Source organism: Pseudomonas sp. AC255, assembly GCF_979258175.1.
The window spans coordinates 619,475-641,226 of the sequence record NZ_OZ409841.1 but is presented as its reverse complement, the minus strand read 5'-3'; the positions used below and the strand labels follow the sequence as shown (position 1 = coordinate 641,226).

General features: G+C 59.0%; 20 protein-coding genes and 2 pseudogenes. 12 read left to right on the top strand and 10 right to left on the bottom strand.

Annotation, left to right across the window (positions count from 1 at the left end; all coding sequences use genetic code 11):
- The first annotated feature begins 40 nt into the window (after positions 1 to 40).
- On the top strand, positions 41 to 220 hold the full coding sequence (locus ACZZ0K_RS03085; protein ID WP_041479865.1) for a PA3496 family putative envelope integrity protein: 180 nt from the start codon (positions 41 to 43) through the stop codon (positions 218 to 220).
- Between the two features lie 88 nt (positions 221 to 308).
- Here the strand turns inward: ACZZ0K_RS03085 and ACZZ0K_RS03080 are convergent, their stop codons facing one another.
- Entirely contained in the window at positions 309 to 935 is a 627-nt protein-coding gene (locus ACZZ0K_RS03080) for a response regulator transcription factor (protein ID WP_129997567.1), read from the bottom strand.
- A gap of 446 nt (positions 936 to 1,381) precedes the next feature.
- On the opposite strand from ACZZ0K_RS03080, the gene ACZZ0K_RS03075 reads away from it, so the two are divergent.
- Complete coding sequence (locus ACZZ0K_RS03075; protein ID WP_258707137.1) at positions 1,382 to 2,083, top strand: hypothetical protein; 702 nt, start codon at positions 1,382 to 1,384, stop codon at positions 2,081 to 2,083.
- A gap of 114 nt (positions 2,084 to 2,197) precedes the next feature.
- Here ACZZ0K_RS03075 and ACZZ0K_RS03070 read toward each other — a convergent pair.
- Positions 2,198 to 3,414: pseudogene (locus ACZZ0K_RS03070) on the bottom strand (argininosuccinate synthase).
- Between the two features lie 129 nt (positions 3,415 to 3,543).
- Positions 3,544 to 4,458: a flagellar protein MotY gene (locus ACZZ0K_RS03065; RefSeq protein ID WP_041479867.1), complete on the bottom strand. Its 915-nt coding sequence runs from the start codon at positions 4,456 to 4,458 to the stop codon at positions 3,544 to 3,546.
- A 160-nt stretch (positions 4,459 to 4,618) separates the two neighbouring features.
- Between ACZZ0K_RS03065 and pyrC the strand changes: the two genes are divergently transcribed.
- Both pyrC and rnt read left to right on the top strand, forming a co-directional pair.
- On the top strand, positions 4,619 to 5,665 hold the full coding sequence (gene pyrC, locus ACZZ0K_RS03060; protein ID WP_016773405.1) for a dihydroorotase: 1,047 nt from the start codon (positions 4,619 to 4,621) through the stop codon (positions 5,663 to 5,665).
- Positions 5,662 to 6,339 carry a ribonuclease T gene (rnt, locus tag ACZZ0K_RS03055; RefSeq protein WP_041479868.1) on the top strand — a complete coding sequence of 226 codons (678 nt, stop codon included), beginning with the start codon at positions 5,662 to 5,664 and terminating at the stop codon, positions 6,337 to 6,339. The genes pyrC and rnt overlap by 4 nt, the downstream gene beginning before the upstream one ends.
- Before the next feature lie 74 nt (positions 6,340 to 6,413).
- Here rnt and ACZZ0K_RS03050 read toward each other — a convergent pair whose 3' ends face one another.
- Positions 6,414 to 7,016: a peroxiredoxin gene (locus ACZZ0K_RS03050; RefSeq protein WP_003227723.1), complete on the bottom strand. Its 603-nt coding sequence runs from the start codon at positions 7,014 to 7,016 to the stop codon at positions 6,414 to 6,416.
- Between the two features lie 312 nt (positions 7,017 to 7,328).
- Between ACZZ0K_RS03050 and ACZZ0K_RS03045 the strand changes: the two genes are divergently transcribed.
- Positions 7,329 to 7,547, top strand: a complete 219-nt coding sequence (locus tag ACZZ0K_RS03045) for a bacterioferritin-associated ferredoxin (protein WP_003227725.1) — start codon at positions 7,329 to 7,331, stop codon at positions 7,545 to 7,547.
- A 201-nt stretch (positions 7,548 to 7,748) separates the two neighbouring features.
- Entirely contained in the window at positions 7,749 to 8,222 is a 474-nt protein-coding gene (bfr, locus tag ACZZ0K_RS03040) for a bacterioferritin (RefSeq protein ID WP_016773403.1), read from the top strand.
- A gap of 201 nt (positions 8,223 to 8,423) precedes the next feature.
- Here the strand turns inward: bfr and grxD are convergent, their stop codons facing one another.
- The 3 genes from grxD to ACZZ0K_RS03025 form a co-directional block, all read right to left on the bottom strand.
- Positions 8,424 to 8,765, bottom strand: coding sequence for a Grx4 family monothiol glutaredoxin (gene grxD, locus ACZZ0K_RS03035; protein WP_016773402.1), 342 nt, complete (start codon positions 8,763 to 8,765; stop codon positions 8,424 to 8,426).
- A gap of 97 nt (positions 8,766 to 8,862) precedes the next feature.
- A complete protein-coding gene (locus ACZZ0K_RS03030) occupies positions 8,863 to 10,968 on the bottom strand; it encodes a molybdopterin oxidoreductase family protein (RefSeq protein ID WP_258707138.1) in 2,106 nt (701 codons plus the stop codon).
- Positions 10,969 to 11,103: 135 nt separating this feature from the next.
- Entirely contained in the window at positions 11,104 to 11,394 is a 291-nt protein-coding gene (locus ACZZ0K_RS03025) for a hypothetical protein (protein ID WP_041479870.1), read from the bottom strand.
- A gap of 406 nt (positions 11,395 to 11,800) precedes the next feature.
- Between ACZZ0K_RS03025 and argF the strand changes: the two genes are divergently transcribed.
- Together argF and ACZZ0K_RS03015 are read left to right on the top strand one after the other, a co-directional pair.
- On the top strand, positions 11,801 to 12,721 hold the full coding sequence (gene argF / locus ACZZ0K_RS03020; RefSeq protein WP_024014160.1) for an ornithine carbamoyltransferase: 921 nt from the start codon (positions 11,801 to 11,803) through the stop codon (positions 12,719 to 12,721).
- Complete coding sequence (locus ACZZ0K_RS03015) at positions 12,718 to 13,827, top strand: ABC transporter ATP-binding protein (protein ID WP_258707139.1); 1,110 nt, start codon at positions 12,718 to 12,720, stop codon at positions 13,825 to 13,827. Before argF ends, ACZZ0K_RS03015 begins: the two co-directional genes overlap by 4 nt.
- 119 nt (positions 13,828 to 13,946) lie before the next feature.
- Here ACZZ0K_RS03015 and ACZZ0K_RS03010 read toward each other — a convergent pair whose 3' ends face one another.
- Together ACZZ0K_RS03010 and ybaK are read right to left on the bottom strand one after the other, a co-directional pair.
- Entirely contained in the window at positions 13,947 to 14,729 is a 783-nt protein-coding gene (locus tag ACZZ0K_RS03010; RefSeq protein ID WP_258707140.1) for a PhzF family phenazine biosynthesis protein, read from the bottom strand.
- A 100-nt stretch (positions 14,730 to 14,829) separates the two neighbouring features.
- Positions 14,830 to 15,299 (bottom strand): annotated as a pseudogene (gene ybaK, locus ACZZ0K_RS03005) (Cys-tRNA(Pro) deacylase).
- A 350-nt stretch (positions 15,300 to 15,649) separates the two neighbouring features.
- Between ybaK and ACZZ0K_RS03000 the strand changes: the two are divergent.
- The 4 genes from ACZZ0K_RS03000 (at position 15,650) to glpD (ending at position 20,757) form a co-directional block, all read left to right on the top strand.
- On the top strand, positions 15,650 to 16,501 hold the full coding sequence (locus tag ACZZ0K_RS03000) for an MIP/aquaporin family protein (protein ID WP_041479875.1): 852 nt from the start codon (positions 15,650 to 15,652) through the stop codon (positions 16,499 to 16,501).
- A 77-nt stretch (positions 16,502 to 16,578) separates the two neighbouring features.
- Positions 16,579 to 18,081: a glycerol kinase GlpK gene (gene glpK / locus ACZZ0K_RS02995; protein WP_042607375.1), complete on the top strand. Its 1,503-nt coding sequence runs from the start codon at positions 16,579 to 16,581 to the stop codon at positions 18,079 to 18,081.
- A gap of 95 nt (positions 18,082 to 18,176) precedes the next feature.
- Positions 18,177 to 18,932, top strand: coding sequence for a DeoR/GlpR family transcriptional regulator (locus tag ACZZ0K_RS02990; protein ID WP_007953179.1), 756 nt, complete (start codon positions 18,177 to 18,179; stop codon positions 18,930 to 18,932).
- Positions 18,933 to 19,221: 289 nt separating this feature from the next.
- Positions 19,222 to 20,757, top strand: coding sequence for a glycerol-3-phosphate dehydrogenase (gene glpD, locus ACZZ0K_RS02985; protein WP_252882605.1), 1,536 nt, complete (start codon positions 19,222 to 19,224; stop codon positions 20,755 to 20,757).
- Positions 20,758 to 20,843: 86 nt separating this feature from the next.
- On the opposite strand, the gene ACZZ0K_RS02980 is transcribed toward glpD, so the two are convergent.
- On the bottom strand, positions 20,844 to 21,731 hold the full coding sequence (locus ACZZ0K_RS02980) for a LysR family transcriptional regulator (protein WP_258708213.1): 888 nt from the start codon (positions 21,729 to 21,731) through the stop codon (positions 20,844 to 20,846).
- Positions 21,732 to 21,752 lie beyond the last annotated feature (21 nt).

Here is a 21,752-nt window from a genome sequence, read left to right as displayed (position 1 = left end):
TAAGGAGCGCCAAAGGCAGTCTTAGCCGGGAGTTGACTTCATGAGTACCGACACAGAGCAACTGGATGTAGAAGAGGATCTTATTGCCACCGACGCCGATGAGGTCGAACCGGTGGTTGAAGTGGCCAAGACCAACCTTAGCAAGCGTCGCACAATCGACAACCTGCTTGAGGAGCGCCGACTGCAAAGGCAATTGGCCGACTACGATTATGATCTGTGATATCTGAAGGCCTCCCTAGACGGAGGCTTTTCATTTTTTGCGACAACCGAGCTTGATCGGCCCATGACGTTCTCAGCTGTCGAATCGTTCAAACCAGGCCGTTGCGCTGCGCCAACTCGATCAGATCAACCAGAGAACGCGCATTGAGTTTCAGCAACAGGCGAGTCTTGTAAGTGCTTACAGTCTTGTTGCTCAAGAACATGCCATCGGCGATTTCCTTGTTGGTCTTGCCGCGCGCCAACTGCTGCAACACCATCATTTCCCGCCCGGACAGACGATCAACCATGTCCGCTTCACTCGCATTGCCCAGACTGGTGCGCACAGTGTGCAGCGCCTGATTGGGAAAATAACTGTAGCCGGACAGAACTGCCTTGATCGCACTGAGCAACTCGGTCAAATCCTGCTGCTTGCACACGTAACCCGCTGCGCCCGATTGCATGCAACGCATTGAAAAATGTCCGGGAGCCTGGGAAGTCAGCACCAGCACTTTCACCGGCATGGCAGTGGAGGTCAGGCGCGCAATAACTTCCAGTCCGTCGAGTTTGGGTATTCCAATATCCAGAATGACAAGATCGGGCATTTGTTCACGAGCAATTTGTAGTGCATCAACGCCATTATCCGTTTCTGCAATGACTTCGTAGCCATGCCGTTCCATCAGCATACGCACCGCAAGTCGAATGACGGGGTGGTCATCCACGATCAGCACTTTATTCATGGGCAAGTCCAGTTTTCGCTGTTCGAATTTTTAGAACACGCACGATATCCCAGTCACTTGCTTCACGGCATGGCAACTTTTACACGCATTTGCATCGAGAGACATTCCCTACAGGTATTGAGGATAATTCCCACAAATTCAGTGCTCATGCCCCATTGCAAGCGCCTTCCGATCTTTCATACGCCGGCGGAGTTTGATCTCTGCGCAGCTGAGTCCTGCGCCATGCTGGGAGGATGGAAAACTTAACGGGTGCAATAAAGAAACTTCATACGCGATGTTTCACCTGTGTCAGGACATATGACGCAACGAACCGACACAACCAGCTGTTCGACACAACATCATTCATTCTATAAAACTTTGACTAATTGCCGCGCACTTGCACAAGCGGATTTGCTATAGCTGAAACAATCCAACTTAAACTAGACAAACCATATAGAAGCAAAACCATGCTAAAGATAAAAAACAAAATCACCAACCCCATGACAGTCATCGCCATATTTGCAATTCTTTCGGAAACCTCGGCGGCGGTATCGTTACCATTTCTTGATAACAAGGACCGGGAAATTTACGTCTGGTTTCTGATCAGTTTCCCCTTTTACTTGTTATTCCTGTTCTTCATCACTCTCAACTTCAATCATCGCTCGCTTTACTCGCCTTCAGACTTCGGCAAAGACAAAAGCTTTTTGAAAACCACTCAAAATAACCAGAGGAACGAATCCTTTCGCGAAGCAGGCGAGCGTTGCGCTTTTGAGCTGACCAGTTGCATCGTGTCGGGTAAAACCGGACCAGGCCGAGTGCCGATTCCCTGCAGAGTTCACAACGCGCCGGACCCACCGCTCGGTCCACGCAACCGAACCCATCCGGTTGTGCAGAATATCAAGCTGTCACCCTCGGTAAGTGAACTGAACATCATTGATGCAAGAGGCATTGATGCAGCGAAGGAATTCGATGCCATCTTCGAAACGCTAAAAGGCGTCGATAAAAAGCACGCGCGGGTTCTCGTATTTCTTTGTAATCATGCGTCGGACGCGCTTGCCCACTCCGCATTGCAACAGAGCAGGCAGGCCAAGAAAGGCTCAGGAGCCACACTGTGCATCGTATATAACCTGTGTTCGCAGACAGTGACACTACTGGGACGAACCAGCTGAACCGGGTCAAGACTGCGCGCAGATACACGAGGGAGCCTGATGAACCAGAAAAAAAGATGAAAAAAGGCGGCCCTCAACAGGCCGCCTTTTTTATTGCGCATCGGTCTGAGCCACTCAGAACAACTTGCGGCCCTTGTTGGCAGCAATGCGCATGCGCAGCGCGTTGAGCTTGATGAAGCCCGCCGCATCCGCCTGATTGTAAGCACCGCCATCTTCTTCGAAGGTGGCGATGTTGGCGTCGAACAGCGAATCGTCGGACTTGCGGCCGGTGACGATGACGTTGCCCTTGTACAGCTTCAGGCGCACTACGCCGTTCACGTTGACCTGCGAAGCGTCGATCATCTGTTGCAGCATCAGACGCTCAGGGCTCCACCAGTAGCCGGTGTAGATCAGGCTGGCGTACTTGGGCATCAGCTCGTCTTTGAGGTGAGCGACTTCGCGGTCCAGAGTGATCGATTCGATGGCGCGGTGAGCGCGCAGCATGATGGTGCCACCCGGGGTCTCGTAGCAGCCACGGGACTTCATGCCGACATAACGGTTTTCGACGATGTCGAGACGACCGATGCCGTGCTCGCCGCCGATCTTGTTCAGCGTCGCCAGTACGGTGGCCGGGGTCATTTCGACGCCGTCCAGCGCGACGATGTCGCCGTTGCGGTAAGTCAGTTCCAGGTATTGCGGGGTGTCGGGAGCCTTCTCCGGGGAGACGGTCCAGCGCCACATGTCTTCTTCGTGCTCGGTCCAGGTGTCTTCCAGCACGCCGCCTTCATAGGAGATGTGCAGCAGGTTGGCGTCCATCGAGTACGGAGATTTTTCTTGCCGTGGCGTTCGATCGGGATCGCGTGCTTCTCGGCGTAGTCCATCAGCTTCTCGCGCGACAGCAGGTCCCACTCGCGCCAAGGGGCGATGACTTTCACGCCTGGCTTGAGCGCGTAAGCGCCCAGTTCGAAGCGCACCTGGTCGTTGCCCTTGCCGGTGGCGCCATGGGAAATGGCGTCGGCGCCGGTTTCGTTGGCGATTTCGATCAGGCGCTTGGCGATCAGCGGACGGGCGATGGAAGTACCCAGCAGGTACTCGCCTTCGTAAACGGTGTTGGCGCGGAACATCGGGAACACGAAATCACGCACGAACTCTTCGCGCAGATCGTCGATGTAGATTTCTTTGACGCCCATGGCCTGAGCCTTGGCGCGGGCCGGCTCGACCTCTTCGCCTTGACCGAGATCGGCGGTGAAAGTCACCACTTCACAGTTATAAGTATCCTGCAGCCACTTGAGGATCACCGAAGTGTCCAGGCCGCCGGAATACGCCAGAACGACCTTGTTTACGTCCGCCATGCCATCACTCCACGGGGTTCTACGGAAAGCCGGGGAGTCTACCGCTCAAACGCGATAATTTACAGAGGCGCGACAGCTTAAGACGACAAAGCGACAGAATCTGTCGAGAGCGCGACGATGACCGGCGAGTCAGGAAGTCGCTGCGGCGGTGGCTGGCGTACTCGCTTGCGGCGCTGGCGCAGGGGCTGTGGTCGGTGCCACACGCGACAGTTTCACGTTGACCCGGCGATTCTTCGCACGATTGGCCTTGCTGGTGTTCGGCACGATCGGATACTGCTCGCCGTGGAAACGCACGGTGATCTGCGATTCCTGAATGCCGTTGGCCTTGAAGAAATCCACCACCGCCAGCGCGCGGCGGCGCGACAATTCGCGGTTGGTCAGGCGATTGCCGCTGTTGTCGGAATGGCCGTCGAGGTCAATGTGGTTCACCGTCGGGTCGGCCTTCATGTATTCGAGCATCACTTGCAGCTTGGCCTTGGCAGCCGGGTCCAGCTCAACGCCTTCGCCGGGAAAGCCTATCTGCGACTGCTTGATCTGGTCGAAATTCTGCGGCAGCAATTTCGCCACGCAGCCTTGATAGTCGTTGAACGCCTTGCTGAATTTCACCGGCAACAAACGCACTTCCGACACCCGGCCATCGCCAGACGCACGGCGAACTACCGGGCTACGGCCGTCCAGCAGACCGCTGATCAGCCCACCGGCCTGGGATTGCGAGCTGTTGAACAACACATTGCCACTGCCCAGCCGTACCGAGCCCAGATTGATATCGCCGCGCCCCGGCTGCCACGGTGCAGCGGCAGCGAGCAACGTCGCCGAGCCGCCACCAAGCATGGCGTTGTAGGCATTCAGGCGAAAGATCGCCTGCTCACCGGCCTTGCGCACGAACTCGCCCGAGCCGAAATCAGTGATCGGTTGCGTCAGGCGGCATTCGAACTGATCGCCGGCGACCGTCCACTCAATGTTCTCCAGACGGGTCTGGTAAGTCAGCGCCATCGCGGGAAGGCTGGCAAACACACTGAGCAGGGCTAAATAACGCTGGCGCACGGGAGGCTCCATTGGCTTGTGAAACACAAACACCGATTCACACAATGTTTACGGCATACCTTCGGGATATCGGACGCTTGTGGCAAAACTTGATAGCGGGTGCCTGCAAGAGTCTTTTCCGGTAGCATTCGCCTCAGTTTGACCCGCCTGGAATCCCCTCATGTCCGACCGCCTGACCCTGCTGCGTCCCGACGACTGGCACATTCATCTTCGCGATGGTGCCGTGTTGACCAATACCGTTGCCGATGTGGCCCGCACCTTCGGGCGCGCGATCATCATGCCGAACCTGGTACCGCCGGTGCGCAACGCCGCTGAAGCCGACGGCTATCGTCAGCGCATTCTCGCTGCCCGCCCGGCCGGCAGTCAGTTCGAGCCGTTGATGGTGCTGTACCTCACCGACCGCACCCAACCGGAAGAAATTCGTCAGGCCAAGGCCAGCGGTTTCGTCTACGCCGCCAAGCTCTATCCGGCCGGCGCGACCACCAATTCCGATTCCGGCGTGACCAGCATCGACAAGATCTTCCCGGCGCTGGAAGCCATGGCCGAAGTCGGCATGCCGCTGTTGATCCACGGTGAGGTCACCCGTGGCGACGTCGATGTGTTCGACCGCGAAAAAATCTTCATCGATGAGCACATGCGCCGCGTGGTCGAGCGCTTCCCGACGCTGAAAGTGGTGTTCGAGCACATCACCACCGGTGACGCCGTGCAATTCGTCAACGAGGCTTCGGCCAACGTCGGCGCGACCATCACCGCGCACCACCTGTTGTACAACCGTAACCACATGCTGGTGGGCGGGATTCGGCCGCACTTCTACTGCTTGCCGATCCTCAAGCGCAACACCCATCAGGAAGCCTTGCTCGACGCGGCCACCAGTGGCAGCGCCAAGTTCTTCCTCGGCACCGACTCGGCGCCCCACGCCCAGCACGCCAAGGAAGCCGCCTGCGGTTGCGCCGGTTGCTACACCGCCTACGCCGCCATCGAGATGTATGCCGAAGCGTTTGAACAGCGTAATGCGCTGGACAAGCTCGAAGCCTTCGCCAGCCTCAACGGCCCGCGTTTCTACGGCCTGCCGGCAAACACCGATCGCATCACCCTGGTTCGCGAAGAATGGACCGCCCCAACCAGCCTGCCATTTGGCGAGCTGACCGTTATCCCGCTGCGCGCCGGTGAAAAACTGCGCTGGCGCCTGCTGGAGGAACACGCGTGAGTGAAGAGCATTTCGACGATGAGCTGGACGGTCAAAGTGGTGGCGGCGGTTCCCGTCATCCGATGGCAGCGCGTTTTCGCGGCTACCTGCCGGTTGTCGTCGACGTAGAAACCGGTGGCTTCAACGCAGCCACCGATGCCCTGCTGGAGATTGCCGCGACCACCATCGCCATGGATGAAAAGGGTTTCGTCTACCCGGATCACACCTACTTCTTCCGCGTCGAGCCATTCGAAGGCGCCAACGTTGAAGCGGCAGCGCTGGAGTTCACCGGAATCAAGCTCGATCACCCGCTGCGCATGGCCGTCAGTGAAGAAACCGCGCTGACCGATATTTTCCGTGGCATCCGCAAGGCCCTGAAAGCCAACGGCTGCAAGCGGGCGATTCTGGTCGGGCACAACAGCAGCTTCGATCTGGGCTTTCTCAACGCAGCAGTTGCGCGCCTGGACATGAAGCGCAACCCGTTCCACCCGTTCTCCAGTTTCGACACCGCGACCCTGGCGGGTCTGGCGTACGGTCAGACAGTGCTGGCGAAAGCCTGTCAGGCCGCCGGCATCGATTTCGACGGTCGTGAAGCGCACTCGGCACGCTACGACACCGAAAAGACCGCTGAGCTGTTCTGCGGCATCGTCAATCGCTGGAAACAGATGGGCGGCTGGGAAGACTTCGACGACTGATCCTCGGCGAACAAATCCCGCGCATAAAAAAACCGGCCACATGGGCCGGTTTTTTTGTACCTCGACGTTGCGCCTTACAGGGCCGCAGCGTTCTCGGTCAGGTAAGCTGCAACGCCTTCTGGCGAAGCGTTCATGCCTTTGTCGCCTTTCTTCCAGTTGGCCGGGCAGACTTCGCCGTGCTCTTCGTGGAATTGCAGCGCGTCGACCAGACGGATCAGCTCTTCCATGTTACGGCCCAGCGGCAGGTCGTTGATGATCTGCGAGCGAACCACGCCTTTGTCGTCGATCAGGAACGCGCCGCGGAAAGCCACGCCGCCTTCGGATTCAACGTCGTAAGCCTTGGCGATGTCGTGCTTCATGTCGGCAGCCATGGTGTATTTCACCTGGCCGATGCCGCCATTGTTCACTGGAGTGTTGCGCCAGGCGTTGTGGGTGAAGTGCGAGTCGATCGACACAGCGATCACTTCAACGTTGCGCGCCTTGAAGTCAGCCATGCGGTTGTCCAGAGCGATCAGCTCGGACGGGCAGACGAAGGTGAAGTCCAGCGGGTAGAAGAACACCAGGCCGTATTTGCCTTTGATGGCCGAGGACAGGGTGAAGCTGTCAACGATCTCGCCATTGCCGAGTACGGCCGGGACGGTGAAGTCTGGGGCTTGTTTGCCTACGAGTACGCTCATTGATATCTCCTGGTGTAGAAACTTGAAGTTCAGGGTCCGGGCCAGCCTGTCACCCTCAGGCGACAGCCCTGTGACACGAACCCTCTTCGCAAGGGACGACCATCATACACTGCGTGTTTGGCCTGTCCGTAACGGATTTTCCCTGTTCGGTTATCCACGGCGTATTCATTGGGTCAAGGGAGCGCCTGGCAAATACCGTTCGTCAGTCGCAGGCAAATTGGCTGGGAAGCGTTCCGAAAGCACTTTGACAATCATTCTCGTTAACATTAAGATCCATCGCAATTGAGTCACAACCAGCGACGGTTCTTACTTATGTATGTTTGCCTCTGCACTGGCGTCACCGACGGACAGATCCGCGAAGCGATCTATGAAGGTTGCTGCAGCTACAAAGAAGTTCGCCAGGCCACCGGCGTCGCCAGCCAGTGCGGCAAATGCGCCTGCCTTGCCAAGGAAGTGGTCCGCGAAACCCTGACCAAGCTGCAAACCGCCCAGGCCGCGATCCCCTACCCTGTAGAATTTACTGCTGCGTAAATGCCCCCATTTCAAAGAACCGGACTTCGCGTCCGGTTTTTTTATGCCTGAAAATCAATTGCTTAGCGTCCAGACGCGGAACACAAACATTCTTATTCCGATTAATTTTCATTTATTATTCAATAACTTAGGTTTGACACTTATAAACACCAAGCTCAAACTCCGCCTTATATACAGTTAATACAGGGCAGGACTCCGATCATGAAAGGCGACATTACAGTCATCCAGCATCTCAACAAGATCCTTGCCAATGAGCTGGTCGCGATCAATCAGTACTTCCTGCATGCGCGCATGTATGAAGATTGGGGTCTGAACAAGCTCGGCAAGCACGAATATCACGAATCCATCGACGAGATGAAACACGCGGACAAGCTGATCAAGCGCATCCTGTTCCTTGAAGGCCTGCCGAACGTTCAGGACCTGGGCAAGCTGCACATCGGCGAACACACCCGCGAAATGCTCGAATGCGACCTGCGCATTGAAAAGACCGGCCACGCCGACCTGAAAGCCGCCATCGCCCATTGCGAAACCGTTGGCGACTTCGGCAGCCGTGAACTGCTCGAAGACATTCTTGAGTCGGAAGAAGAACACATCGACTGGCTGGAAACCCAGCTCGGCCTGATCGACAAGATCGGCCTGGAAAACTATCTGCAGTCGCAGATGGGCGAAGAGTAGGAGCTGTCGAGTGAAACGAGGCTGCGATCTTTATCGATTTCAGCCTTGATACTCAGTCAACTCGTATAACCAACAAAAAGCCCCGCCCTCTTTCGAGGTGCGGGGCTTTTTGCTGGCCGAAGATCAAAAGCTCGCAGCCTCGTTTCACTCGACAGCTCCTACGGGAGACGCGTCGTCGAGCGAAACTCTATGAACGTAGAATCAGGCTTCGGACTTGTTCGCCGCTGCCGCTTCGACAGCCGCCTTGATGGTGCTTTGCAGCGAACCGTCTGCAGCCATCTCGGTCATGATGTCGCTGCCGCCGACCAGCTCACCGCCGACCCACAGTTGCGGGAAAGTCGGCCAGTTGGCGTACTTTGGCAGGTTGGCGCGGATTTCCGGGTTCTGCAGGATGTCCACGTACGCGAACTTTTCACCACAGGCCATCACGGCTTGCGCAGCTTTTGCGGAAAAGCCGCACTGCGGGGCATTCGGCGAGCCTTTCATGTAAAGCAGAATGGTGTTGTTGGCAATCTGCTCTTTAATCGTTTCGATGATATCCATGGAGCACCTCGGCTGAACTTTCCGACTCAGAGGTCGGCACGGTGGCGCATTGTAACGGAATCCCGAGCGCCATGCTCGGTCTCCCCGACAGACCCGCTCAAGCCGCCGCCACTGTCACCGGCACACCGTTCAACGCCGCGTTGCCCGACAGTTCGTCAAGCTGGCACTCGTCGGTCAGGTCGTTGGCGCTCGACCCCGGCTGGCCGCTGGCAATCGCCATCTGCACGCCCGGGCGCGCGTGGCCCCAACCGTGGGGCAGGCTGACCACGCCTTTCATCATGTCGAGACTGGCGAGCACTTCCACCTCGATCTGCCCGACCCGCGAACTCACCCGAACCCGTTGCCCGTCGGCCAGGCCACGGCTGGCCAGATCATCCGGGTGCATCAGCAACTGATGCCGCGGCTTGCCCTTCACCAGTCGATGGAAGTTGTGCATCCACGAATTGTTGCTGCGCACATGGCGGCGGCCGATCATCAACAACTCATCGGCAGCCGGCGCCTGCAACGCGGCAAAGCGGGCGAGGTCAGCGAGAATTTCCGGCGGTGCGGCCTGGATACGCTGATTCGGCGTTTTCAGACGTGATGCCAGATTCGATTTCAGCGCACCCAGATCCACGCCATGCGGATGATCGAACAGCGTCGCCAACGACAACTTGTGCTCGGACGCATCGCCGTAGCGGCCCATGCGCAGGCCCATTTCGATCATCTTCGCCGGCGGCATCGTTGGTTTCAGCTCCTTGCCGGTTTTCTCGGCGAAGGCCTTGGCCAAGCCGACGAAGATCTCCCAGTCGTGCAGCGCACCCTCGGGCTTGGCGAGGATGGCGCGATTGAAGCGGGTCACGTTACGCACCGCAAACAGGTTGAAAGTGGTGTCGTAGTGATCGTTTTCCAGCGCCGAGGTCGACGGCAGGATCAGATCGGCATAGCGCGTGGTTTCGTTGATGTACAGGTCGATGCTGAGCATGAAGTCGAGGCCATCCAGCGCCTGCTCCAGTTGCCGGCCGTTGGGTGTCGACAACACCGGGTTGCCGGCGACGGTGATCAGCGCGCGGATCTGTCCCTCCCCGTCGGTGAGCATTTCTTCGGCCAGCGCCGAGACCGGCAACTCGCCGCCGTATTCAGGACGACCGGAAACCCGGCTCTGCCATTTGTTGAAATGCCCGCCCGAGGTCGACGCCACCAGATCCACAGCGGGTTCGGTGCACAGTGCACCACCAACGCGGTCGAGGTTGCCGGTGACCAGGTTGATCAACTGCACCGCCCAATGACACAAGGTACCGAAGGCCTGGGTCGAAACGCCCATGCGTCCATAGCAGACGGCGCTTGGCGCGGCAGCGAAGTCGCGCGCCAGTTGGCGGATCTGTTCGGCAGGCACTGCGCAAAGCGGGCTCATCGCTTCGGCGCTGAATTCAGCCACGGCGTTTCGCACCTCATCCAGGCCATCGACCGGCAAATGGCTGTCGCGGGGCAGGCCTTCGCTGAACAGCGTATTGAGCATGCCGAACAACAGCGCCGCATCGCCGCCCGGGCGAACGAATACATGTTGATCGGCCATCGCTGCGGTTTCGCTGCGGCGCGGATCGACTACCACCACTTTGCCGCCACGTGCCTGAATAGCCTTCAGGCGTTTCTCGACATCCGGCACGGTCATGATGCTGCCGTTGGACGCCAGCGGATTGCCGCCGAGAATCAGCATGAAATCGGTGTGGTCGATGTCCGGGATCGGCAACAGCAGACCGTGGCCGTACATCAGATAGCTGCTGAGGTGATGCGGCAGTTGATCGACTGAAGTGGCCGAATAACGATTGCGGGTTTTCAGCAACCCCAGGAAGTAATTGCTGTGGGTCATCAGGCCGTAGTTGTGCACGCTCGGATTGCCCTGATACACCGCAACGGCGTTCTGGCCGTGACGTTCCTGAATCGCCGCGAGTTTCTCGGCCACCAGCGCAAACGCCTCGTCCCATTCGATCGGCAGCCATTCGCTGCCGACGCGGCGCATTGGCTGACGCAGCCGGTCGGGATCGTTCTGAATATCTTGCAGGGCCACGGCTTTCGGGCAGATATGGCCGCGGCTGAAGGTGTCGAGGGCATCGCCCTTGATCGAGGTGATCGCGACATCGCCATCGGTTTCCGTAGTTTCGATGGTCAGCCCGCAAATGGCTTCGCACAGGTGGCACGCACGGTGGTGAAGAGTCTTGGTCATGGCCAGTCTCTGTCTTGTTCGGGGGCAGGCAATCACGCCCGCGGGAACAAAACTATGGCCCGTGCGCGGAGCAGGCGCCAGCGACGTTCGTCTCGTGAATCGACGGTTATCAGGGCAGCCGATAAACCGTCGCGATCAGTTCGAAGGCAACTGCGGCGGTGCGGCCAGCTGGATTTCCTGGATGGTTTCGATCTGCTCGTGGGCGACGTGGACGCCGGTGAGCTCGCCGATCAACCGCCAGTGCTCATCGAGCCCGGCGCTGATGGTGGCCATGCGATCGATCATGTGTCGGCCGGCGGATTTGACCACTTCGTCGTCACTGCGCAGCAACTCGAAAGACATCGAGGTGACTGACGCGGTGAGATGGGTCAGAGAGCGAGCCGTGTGGCCCAGCAGCTCCATTAACAGTTGTTCTTTCGATTCCATGCGGAGGCTTCCTGCGTCGCTCGAAACTTATTTATAACCCAGCACTTTGCTTTAGCAAATGTTTCAGTCTGAACATCCGACCAAGCGAATCGGTGGCGCAGCGTTCGCAAACCGACCAGGACCGCTGCGTTGCCGTCGCGGCGCATTGCCAAGCGCGGCGGCGCCAGTGTACAAAGAGGCTCACCGCTGTACTGAATCCGGCTTCAATATGCGTGATCGAAATGCTCGGTCCGCGCTCCGAATCCCGCAGACAAAAGTACCCTATTGGAAAAACGCGACATTTAGTGTCAATATCGCGCCTTCCCCTATTTCGTCGCCCCGTGCGGCTTACGCCGCAGGTCTCGCCCGTTGTTCCGTTAAACAAGGCTTTGAGCATCTGCGGTCTGTAGCAAAAAGGTAGTCAATGATGAGCGCAAGGCACTTTCTCTCCCTGATGGATTGCACGCCCGAAGAGCTGGTCAGCGTGATCCGTCGAGGCGTTGAGCTCAAGGACCTGCGTAACCGCGGCGTACTGTTCGAGCCTCTGAAAAACCGCGTGCTGGGGATGATCTTCGAAAAATCCTCGACCCGTACCCGGATCTCCTTCGAGGCCGGCATGATCCAGCTCGGCGGCCAGGCAATCTTCCTGTCCCCGCGCGACACCCAACTGGGCCGTGGCGAGCCGATCAGCGATTGCGCCATCGTCATGTCGAGCATGCTCGATGCGGTGATGATCCGCACCTTCGCCCACAGCACCCTCACCGAATTCGCCGCCAACTCGCGCGTGCCGGTGATCAACGGCCTGTCCGATGATCTGCACCCGTGCCAGTTGCTCGCCGACATGCAGACCTTCCTCGAACACCGTGGCTCGATCCAGGGCAAGACCGTGGCCTGGATCGGTGACGGCAACAACATGTGCAACAGCTATATAGAAGCGGCGATCCAGTTCGACTTCCAGTTGCGCGTTGCCTGCCCGGAAGGCTACGAGCCGAACCCGGAATTCGTCGCCCAGGCTGGTGATCGCGTGACCATCGTCCGCGATCCGCAAGACGCCGTGCGTGGCGCGCATCTGGTCAGCACCGACGTCTGGACTTCGATGGGTCAGGAAGAGGAAACTGCCAAGCGCCTCAAGCTGTTCGCGCCGTTTCAGGTCAACCGTGCCTTGCTCGACCTCGCTGCCGAGGACGTGCTGTTCATGCACTGCCTGCCGGCGCACCGTGGCGAAGAAATCAGTCTCGACCTGCTCGATGACCCGCGCTCCGTCGCCTGGGATCAGGCAGAAAACCGTCTCCACGCACAGAAGGCCCTGCTCGAGTTCCTCGTCGAACCGGCATATCACCACGCATGAGCCATGAATTACTGCTGAACCTGCGCAACCTCGCTTGCGGCTACCAAGATCAACGCGTGGTGCAGAACCTCAATCTGCACCTCAACGCCGGCGACATCGGCTGCCTGCTCGGCTCGTCCGGCTGCGGCAAGACCACCACCCTGCGCGCAATCGCCGGTTTCGAACCGGTGCATGAAGGCGAAATCACCCTCGGTGGCGAAACCCTGTCCAGTGCCGGGTTCACCCTGGCGCCGGAGAAACGCCGGATCGGCATGGTGTTTCAGGACTACGCGCTGTTCCCGCACCTGAGCGTGGCCGACAATATCGCTTTCGGCATTCGCAAGCACCCGAACAAGGCGCGCGTGGTCGAAGAGCTGCTGGAACTGGTCAACCTGAAAAACCTCGGCAAGCGCTTCCCCCACGAGCTGTCCGGCGGCCAACAACAGCGGGTCGCCCTCGCCCGCGCCCTGGCGCCGGAGCCGCAGTTGCTGCTGCTCGACGAGCCGTTCTCCAATCTCGATGGCGAACTGCGCCGCAAGCTCAGCCATGAGGTGCGCGACATCCTCAAGGCCCGTGGCACCAGTGCGATTCTGGTCACCCACGATCAGGAAGAAGCCTTCGCCGTCAGCGATCACGTTGGCGTGTTCAAGGAGGGTCGGCTGGAACAGTGGGATACGCCCTACAACCTCTATCACGAACCGGCGACGCCGTATGTCGCCAGTTTCATCGGTCAGGGCTATTTCATTCGCGGTCAGCTCGTCACCCCGGAATCGGTGCAGACCGAGCTGGGTGAACTGCGCGGCAACCGTGCTTACACCTGGCCGATTGGCGGTGCGGTGGATGTGCTGTTGCGTCCGGATGACATTGTTTATGCACCGGACAGCGCGTTGAAGGCGCAGATTGTCGGCAAGACATTCCTCGGCGCGGCGACCTTGTATCGCCTGCAACTGCCGACCGGCGCGCAGCTGGAATCGATCTTCCCCAGCCACGCCGATCATCTGGTTGGCGCGCAGGTCGGGATTCGCGTAGCGGCGGATCACCTGGTGCTGTTCCAGGCATCCGGCAGCACGGCGGCGCAGATTCCGGCGGTGGAAAACGGCGTCCGTCGGTTCAGCACCAGCCTTTGATCCGCACTGGATAAAAATTGTGGGAGCGAGCCTGCTCGCGAATGCGGTGTTTCAGTCGCCGAAGATGTTGACTGAAAGAGCGCTTTCGCGAGCAGGCTCGCTCCACAGTTGGTATTGCCTCAGCCTAAAAACAGGGTACCGCTGGCCACCAGCGTCGCATTGCCGCCAATCTTCACCCGCTCACCGTCCAGCCGACAAAACAACTCGCCGCCCCGCGCCGAGCGCTGGCACGCGGTCAGATTCGCTTTGCCCAGACGCTTGGACCAGTACGGAATCAGGCTGCAATGCGTCGAACCAGTCACCGGGTCTTCATTGATACCGATCGCCGGGGCGAAATAGCGCGAGACGAAGTCGTGCTGATTGCCACGCGCGGTGACGATTGCACCCAGCCATGGCAGTTTCGCCAGCGCCGCCATGTCCGGTTTGCAGTCGAGCACGGCCTGCTCCGATTCCAGCACCACGAACAGTTCGTTGGAGCCGAGCACATCAACAGCCTCGACACCCAGCGCCCGCTCGACATCCAGCGTCACGCCGATTTCCGAAGGCACGATGGTCGGGAAATCCAGCCACAGCCGGTCGCCTTCGCGGCTGACACTCAGCGGCCCGGACTTGCAGATGAAGTCGATGCGCTCGGCGCTTTCCTTATAGATTTCGAACAGTACAAACGCGCTGGCCAGGGTCGCATGCCCGCACAGCGGCACTTCAGTAGTCGGAGTGAACCAGCGGATATGCCAGGCCTGACCTTCGCGCACCAGAAACGCAGTCTCCGCCAGGTTGTGTTCGGCGGCGATCTTCTGCATCAAGTCATCGGCTAGCCAACTGTCGAGCCGATAGACCATCGCCGGGTTGCCACTGAACGGCCGATCACTGAACGCGTCGACCTGATGAAACGCAAGCTGCATGGATTTTCTCCCTTAATTGGTCGACCGAGCATGCAACGGCGGCCCGGATCAGTGCCAGTGACAGAAGCGCAATTGTTTCTTCATACAGCCGGCGCGAACATTACGCGCGGCCTATATCGGCGAACTGCGCCTGGGTGTGCTCGGCTAGCACCGCCGGTGCCAATTCCACTTCCAGTCCTCGCCGCCCGGCACTCACATAGATAGTCGCGAACCCCTGAGCGGAATTGTCGATGAAGGTGCGCAGGCGTTTCTTCTGCCCGAGCGGGCTGATGCCGCCCAACAGGTAGCCGGTGGAGCGTTGCGCTGCAGCGGGATCAGCCATTTCGGCTTTCTTCACTCCCGCGGCATGGGCCAGGCCCTTGAGGTCGAGCGTTCCGACGACCGGCACTACGGCCACCAGCAGTTCGCCTTTTTCACTGGCGGCCAGCAGGGTTTTGAACACTTGCGCCGGTTCGAGCCCGAGCTTCTCCGCCGCCTCCAGCCCATAGGACGCGGCCTTCGGATCATGTTCGTAACTGTGCACGCGATGTTCGGCACGAACTTTTTCAACAAGTCCAACGCTGGGGTCATGGCAGCTCCGGGTTCGGCAATCTTTGAAAAACCTGCGGCAGATTCTAGGTCATCGTTGGGCAAAAGGCTCTATTCCAAGCCGCGAATCCCGTGGCTTCGCGCCGCATTCAAGCTGATCGCCGCGCTGATCATTCACATGGCGAATAGTTTTATTGTGACCGACAGTTCACTTTCGACCTTTGACAGGTTTGTTTCTTGTCTATATTTTTTCGAATCTGAATAATGTAAGAATCATGCTTCGCGCAGTACCCAGCAGTAACCCGGGAACCGAATGGGGATTCCGACCCGGTGAAGATCGCGCCCTGCTCCGTTGGCAAGGCGCCACACAAGAAAAAGAACCGAGGTTTTCAATGACAGCTGCTTTACCGCAACCATCGCTTTCCGGCCAATGCATGGCCGAATTCCTGGGCACCGCCCTTCTGATCTTCTTCGGCACCGGTTGTGTCGCCGCGCTCAAAGTCGCAGGTGCCAGCTTTGGCCTGTGGGAGATCAGCATCATCTGGGGCGTCGGCGTGAGCATGGCGATCTACCTCACCGCCGGGGTTTCCGGCGCGCACCTGAACCCGGCAGTGAGCATTGCTCTGGCAATCTTCGCTGACTTCGAAAAGCGCAAACTGCCGTTCTACATCCTTTCGCAGATTGCCGGCGCCTTCTGCGGCGCATTGCTGGTCTACACGCTCTACAGCAATCTGTTCTTCGATTACGAACAAACCCACCAGATGATTCGTGGCTCGGCCGCCAGCCTTGAATTGGCGTCGGTGTTCTCCACCTACCCGAACCCGGTGCTGTCGACGGCCCAGGCCTTTCTGGTCGAGATGATCATCACCGCGATCCTGATGGGCGTGATCATGGCCCTGACCGATGACAACAACGGCCTGCCACGCGGCCCCATGGCGCCACTGCTGATCGGTCTGCTGATTGCCGTGATCGGCAGTGCGATGGGTCCGTTGACCGGTTTCGCGATGAACCCTGCGCGTGACTTCGGTCCGAAACTGATGACTTTCTTTACCGGTTGGGGTGAAATTTCCTTCACCGGTGGTCGTGATATTCCGTATTTCCTGATTCCGATTTTTGCACCGATTGTCGGTGCCTGCCTCGGCGCTGCCGGGTATCGCGGGCTCATCGCCCGTCACCTGACCGGCGCCACACCTGCTACAAAGGATGCAGAACCGGCCATTGACGGCAAACCAAGAACTTCTTGAAACAGTCGGCGCCGGCTCCTGCCCATCCGAGCCGGCGCCACGGCCCACTCTCGTTTTTTTCGTCCAAGGCAATCGACATGACCGACATTCAGAACAAGAACTACATCATTGCCCTTGATCAGGGTACGACCAGTTCGCGCGCGATCATCTTCGACCGCGACGCGAACGTAGTCTGCACCGCGCAGCGCGAATTCGTTCAGCATTACCCGCAGGCCGGTTGGGTCGAGCACGACCCGATGGAAATCTTCGCCACCCAGAGCGCGGTGATGGTTGAAGCGCTGGCGCAAGCCGGCCTGCACCATGACCAGGTTGCCGCGATCGGTATCACCAACCAGCGTGAAACCACCGTGGTCTGGGACAAGACCACCGGCCGCCCCGTGTATAACGCGATCGTCTGGCAGTGCCGCCGCAGCACCGAGATCTGCCAGCAGCTCAAGCGCGATGGCCACGAAGACTACATCCGCGACACCACCGGCCTGGTCACCGACCCGTACTTCTCCGGCACCAAACTGAAGTGGATCCTCGACAACGTCGAAGGCAGCCGCGAGCGTGCGCGCAACGGCGAGCTGCTGTTCGGCACCGTCGATAGCTGGCTGATCTGGAAATTCACCGGCGGCAAGGTGCACGTCACCGACTACACCAACGCCTCGCGCACCATGCTCTTCAATATCCATTCGCTGGAGTGGGACTCGAAGATGCTGGAGATCCTCGACATCCCGCGCGAGATGCTCCCGGAAGTCAAAGCGTCCTCGGAAATCTACGGTCGCACCAAGAGCGGCATCGCCATCGGCGGCATCGCCGGCGACCAGCAAGCGGCACTGTTCGGGCAGATGTGCGTCGAGCCGGGCCAGGCGAAAAACACCTACGGCACCGGTTGCTTCCTGCTGATGAACACCGGCGACAAAGCAGTGAAATCCCAGCACGGCATGCTCACCACCATCGCCTGCGGCCCACGCGGCGAAGTGGCTTATGCTCTGGAAGGCGCCGTGTTCAACGGCGGTTCGACCGTGCAATGGCTGCGCGATGAACTGAAAATCGTCAACGACGCCCACGACACCGAATACTTTGCCAACAAGGTCAAGGACAGCAACGGCGTGTATCTGGTGCCGGCGTTTACCGGTCTCGGCGCACCGTACTGGGACCCGTATGCCCGTGGCGCGCTGTTCGGCCTGACGCGCGGCGTACGCGTCGATCACATCATCCGCGCCGCGCTGGAATCGATCGCCTACCAGACCCGCGACGTACTCGACGCCATGCAACAGGACTCCGGCGAACGCCTCAAGGCCCTGCGTGTGGACGGCGGCGCGGTGGCGAACAACTTCCTCATGCAGTTCCAGGCCGACATCCTCGGCACTCAGGTGGAGCGCCCGCAAATGCGCGAAACCACCGCACTCGGCGCTGCCTATCTGGCCGGCCTGGCCTGCGGTTTCTGGGGCAGCCTGGAAGAACTGCGCGGCAAAGCAGTGATCGAGCGCGAGTTCGAACCGAGCCTGGACGAAGTCGAGAAAGAGAAACTCTACAAAGGCTGGAAGAAAGCCGTCAGCCGCACCCGTGACTGGGCGCGTGAGGACGCCGAATAAGCCAACGTGCAGTTCCAGAAGGGTATCTAACTGGTAGGGAGCAGATTCCTGCGGCATCATGGGCAAATTTTGCTTGGCAGCCCAAAGGAAGCCCCATGAATCTGCCTCCCCGTCAGCAGCAAATCCTCGAGCTGGTCCGCGAACGCGGCTATGTGAGCATCGAGGAAATGGCCACGCTGTTCGTTGTCACCCCGCAAACCATCCGCCGCGACATCAATCAGCTCGCGGAAGCCAATCTGCTGCGTCGCTACCACGGTGGCGCCGCGTACGATTCCAGTGTCGAAAACACCGCGTATGCGATGCGCGCCGATCAGATGCGCGACGAAAAGCAACGCATCGGCGAAGCCATCGCCGCACAAATCCCCGATCACGCCTCGCTGTTCATCAATATCGGTACCACCACCGAATCGATCGCCCGCGCCCTGCTCAATCACAGTCACCTGAAAATCATCACCAACAACCTGCACGTCGCCTCGATGCTCAGCGCCAAGGATGATTTCGATGTGCTGCTGACCGGCGGCAACGTGCGCCGCGACGGCGGTGTGGTCGGTCAGGCGAGTGTGGACTTCATCAATCAGTTCAAGGTCGATTTCGCCTTGGTCGGGATCAGCGGGATCGATGAGGACGGCAGCCTGCTCGACTTCGATTATCAGGAGGTCCGGGTCAGCCAGGCGATCATCGCCAACGCGCGACAGGTGATTCTGGCAGCGGATTCGAGCAAGTTCGGGCGTAATGCGATGATTCGACTGGGGCCGATCAGCCTGATCGATTGCCTGGTCACCGATCAGCAGCCGGTACCGGCGCTGGCGCAGTTGCTGAGTCAGCACAAGATTCGTCTGGAAGTCGTCTGATTCCTCTCCCTCGCTGACCGAACCGACGCTTTCGCGAGCAGGCTCGCTCCCACTCTTGGAATGTATTCCAAAATGTGGGAGCGAGCCTGCTCGCGAAAACAATCGATCGAACAACACATCTTCTGCGCCACTGCGCGCGTTCATGTTCGAAAATTTTCTTTTAATCGCCCTTCGATGAGTTTTTCAATCGAACGCGACTGGCTGCGCGCGTGTTTATGGGCTACCATTTTCGCAAATGAACATTTATGTTCGATTTCCAAGACAAAATCAAAAGAACCGAGGCCAGCCGATGTCCACCTCTACCTTGCGTACGCCCCCTCTCTCCGAGATCTATGACGTTGCCGTGATTGGCGGCGGGATCAACGGCGTCGGGATCGCAGCGGATGCCGCCGGTCGCGGTCTTTCGGTGTTCCTTTGCGAAAAAGACGACCTGGCCAGCCACACCTCGTCGGCCAGCAGCAAGCTGATCCACGGTGGCCTGCGCTATCTGGAACATTACGAATTCCGTCTGGTGCGTGAAGCGCTCGCCGAGCGTGAAGTGTTGCTGGCCAAGGCGCCGCATATCGTCAAACCGATGCGTTTCGTCCTGCCACACCGCCCGCACCTGCGTCCGGCGTGGATGATTCGTGCCGGCCTGTTCCTCTACGACAACCTTGGCAAACGCGAAAAGCTGCCAGGTTCGAAAAGCCTGAAGTTCGGCGCCGACAGCGCGCTGAAAAGCGAAATCAAGAAAGGCTTCGAATACTCCGATTGCTGGGTCGATGACGCCCGCCTTGTGGTCCTGAACGCCATGGCCGCCCGTGAAAAAGGCGCGCATGTGCATACCCAGACCCGCTGTGTCAGTGCCCGCCGCACCAAAGGTTTGTGGCATCTGCATCTGGAGCGCGCCGACGGCAGTTTGTTTTCGATCACCGCCAAAGCACTGGTCAACGCCGCCGGCCCATGGGTGGCCAAGTTCATCCGTGACGACCTGAAGATGGAATCGCCGTATGGCATCCGTCTGATCCAGGGCAGCCACATCATCGTGCCGAAACTGTACGAAGGCGAACATGCGCATATTCTGCAAAACGAAGATCAGCGCATCGTTTTCACTATTCCGTACCTGAACCACTTCACTCTGATCGGCACTACCGACCGCGAATACACCGGCGACCCGGCGAAAGTAGCGATCACCGAAGGCGAAACCGATTACGTGCTGAAAGTGGTCAACGCCCACTTCAAGAAGCAGCTCAGCCGCGAAGACATCCTGCACAGCTACTCGGGCGTTCGGCCGCTGTGCAACGACGAATCCGACAACCCGTCTGCGGTCACTCGCGATTACACCCTGGCGCTGTCGGGCAACGCCGAGGAAGCGCCGCTGCTGTCGGTGTTCGGCGGCAAGCTGACCACTTACCGCAAGCTCGCCGAGTCGGCGATGGCGCAGTTGATGCCGTTCTTCACCCAGATGCGCCCGAGCTGGACCGCGACCGCCACCCTGCCCGGCGGCGAAGACATGACCACGCCAGAGGCCCTGAGCGCGCGGATTCGCGACAAGTTCGATTTCGTCCCGACCGAAATCGCCCGGCGCTGGGCCGTCACCTACGGCAGCCGCACCTGGCGCATGCTTGAAGGCGTGCAAACGCTGGCCGATATGGGCGAGCACATCGGCGGCGGGCTCTACACCCGCGAAGTCGATTACCTGTGCAGCGAAGAGTGGGCCACTACGGCGCACGACATCCTGTGGCGCCGCACCAAGCTAGGCTTGTTCACCACACCGGAGGAACAGCAGACGCTGTCGACGTATCTGGGCAAGGTTGAGCAGAGCCGGAAGATCGAGGCGGCTTGATCTTCGCCCTATCGTTTGAACGAAAGCCCCTGAATCGCAAGATTCAGGGGCTTTTTGCTATGCCCGCAAGGCCCGGCTCCACTCCCTCACGACCCTAAATGTGCCAAAAGAAAATCGATAAACACCCGCGACTTGGGCGGCAGGTGCGGCGTGTCCGCAAACACCAGGCTGATCGGCTGTGAGGGCAGCGAGTATTCCGGCAGCACACGTACCAGATGCCCACGGGCCCTATCGTCTTCAACCATCCACGCCGGCAGCACCGACACGCCCAGCGACGACAAGATCATCGAACGAATCGCAGTCGATGAATTCGATTGGAAATGACGGCTACCATTGATTTCGACTGCTTCCCCCACACCATCGCGTAAAACCCACTGCGTCGGCGCCAACAGATTGCTGTTGGCAATCCACGGCACGGCATTGAGATCCTGCGGTGTTTTTACCGGGTAGCGGAGCAGAAACCCTTCAGTAGCCACCAGCACAATTTCATAGTCGGCCAGTTTCCGGCTCTTGAAAGCCGAGTCCGCCAGGTTGCCCAGGCGAACCACCAGATCGAGCCGGTCGGCAAGCAGATCATTGAGCGAGGAGTTGAAGTCGTAGCACAGGCGGATGTCGGGATAACGCTCGGCGAACAGCGGAATCAGCGGCAGGATGAATCGCTCGCCGTATTCACTGGTGGAACTGATCCGCAGCGTTCCCGAAACGCGGTTTGTGCGGTGCAATACCCTGTCAAACGCTGTGTCGATATCGGCAACGATGGTTTTGAATTCGTTGTAAAAGCTTTGCCCAGCCTCGGTCAGGGTCACGGCACGACTGTTGCGCAGCAACAGGCTGGTCGACAACGCTGCCTCCAGGGCCTTGATGTGCAGACTGACCATGGCCCGGCTGAGATTCAGATGGCTGGCAGCCTTGGTAAAAGAACCCAGTTCGGCAATCGCCAGAAACGTCTGCACCCGGTTCAAGTGCGTGTGCAGAGCGCCCTGAGTCACGGTTCA

What these genes read in the sequence shown, in the direction of transcription:
- ACZZ0K_RS03080 (WP_129997567.1), bottom strand. Translation starts at nt 935, where the DNA reads ATGAATAAAGTGCTGATCGTGGATGACCACCCCGTCATTCGACTTGCG.
- glpD (WP_252882605.1), top strand. Translation starts at nt 19,222, where the DNA reads ATGTCCACCTCTACCTTGCGTACGCCCCCTCTCTCCGAGATCTATGAC.
- ACZZ0K_RS03010 (WP_258707140.1), bottom strand. Translation starts at nt 14,729, where the DNA reads ATGCAGCTTGCGTTTCATCAGGTCGACGCGTTCAGTGATCGGCCGTTC.
- ACZZ0K_RS03085 (WP_041479865.1), top strand. Translation starts at nt 41, where the DNA reads ATGAGTACCGACACAGAGCAACTGGATGTAGAAGAGGATCTTATTGCC.
- argF (WP_024014160.1), top strand. Translation starts at nt 11,801, where the DNA reads ATGAGCGCAAGGCACTTTCTCTCCCTGATGGATTGCACGCCCGAAGAG.
- ACZZ0K_RS03045 (WP_003227725.1), top strand. Translation starts at nt 7,329, where the DNA reads ATGTATGTTTGCCTCTGCACTGGCGTCACCGACGGACAGATCCGCGAA.
- ACZZ0K_RS02990 (WP_007953179.1), top strand. Translation starts at nt 18,177, where the DNA reads ATGAATCTGCCTCCCCGTCAGCAGCAAATCCTCGAGCTGGTCCGCGAA.
- grxD (WP_016773402.1), bottom strand. Translation starts at nt 8,765, where the DNA reads ATGGATATCATCGAAACGATTAAAGAGCAGATTGCCAACAACACCATT.
- ACZZ0K_RS03030 (WP_258707138.1), bottom strand. Translation starts at nt 10,968, where the DNA reads ATGACCAAGACTCTTCACCACCGTGCGTGCCACCTGTGCGAAGCCATT.
- ACZZ0K_RS03025 (WP_041479870.1), bottom strand. Translation starts at nt 11,394, where the DNA reads ATGGAATCGAAAGAACAACTGTTAATGGAGCTGCTGGGCCACACGGCT.
- ACZZ0K_RS03015 (WP_258707139.1), top strand. Translation starts at nt 12,718, where the DNA reads ATGAGCCATGAATTACTGCTGAACCTGCGCAACCTCGCTTGCGGCTAC.
- ACZZ0K_RS03000 (WP_041479875.1), top strand. Translation starts at nt 15,650, where the DNA reads ATGACAGCTGCTTTACCGCAACCATCGCTTTCCGGCCAATGCATGGCC.
- ACZZ0K_RS03050 (WP_003227723.1), bottom strand. Translation starts at nt 7,016, where the DNA reads ATGAGCGTACTCGTAGGCAAACAAGCCCCAGACTTCACCGTCCCGGCC.
- ACZZ0K_RS03075 (WP_258707137.1), top strand. Translation starts at nt 1,382, where the DNA reads ATGCTAAAGATAAAAAACAAAATCACCAACCCCATGACAGTCATCGCC.
- glpK (WP_042607375.1), top strand. Translation starts at nt 16,579, where the DNA reads ATGACCGACATTCAGAACAAGAACTACATCATTGCCCTTGATCAGGGT.
- bfr (WP_016773403.1), top strand. Translation starts at nt 7,749, where the DNA reads ATGAAAGGCGACATTACAGTCATCCAGCATCTCAACAAGATCCTTGCC.
- pyrC (WP_016773405.1), top strand. Translation starts at nt 4,619, where the DNA reads ATGTCCGACCGCCTGACCCTGCTGCGTCCCGACGACTGGCACATTCAT.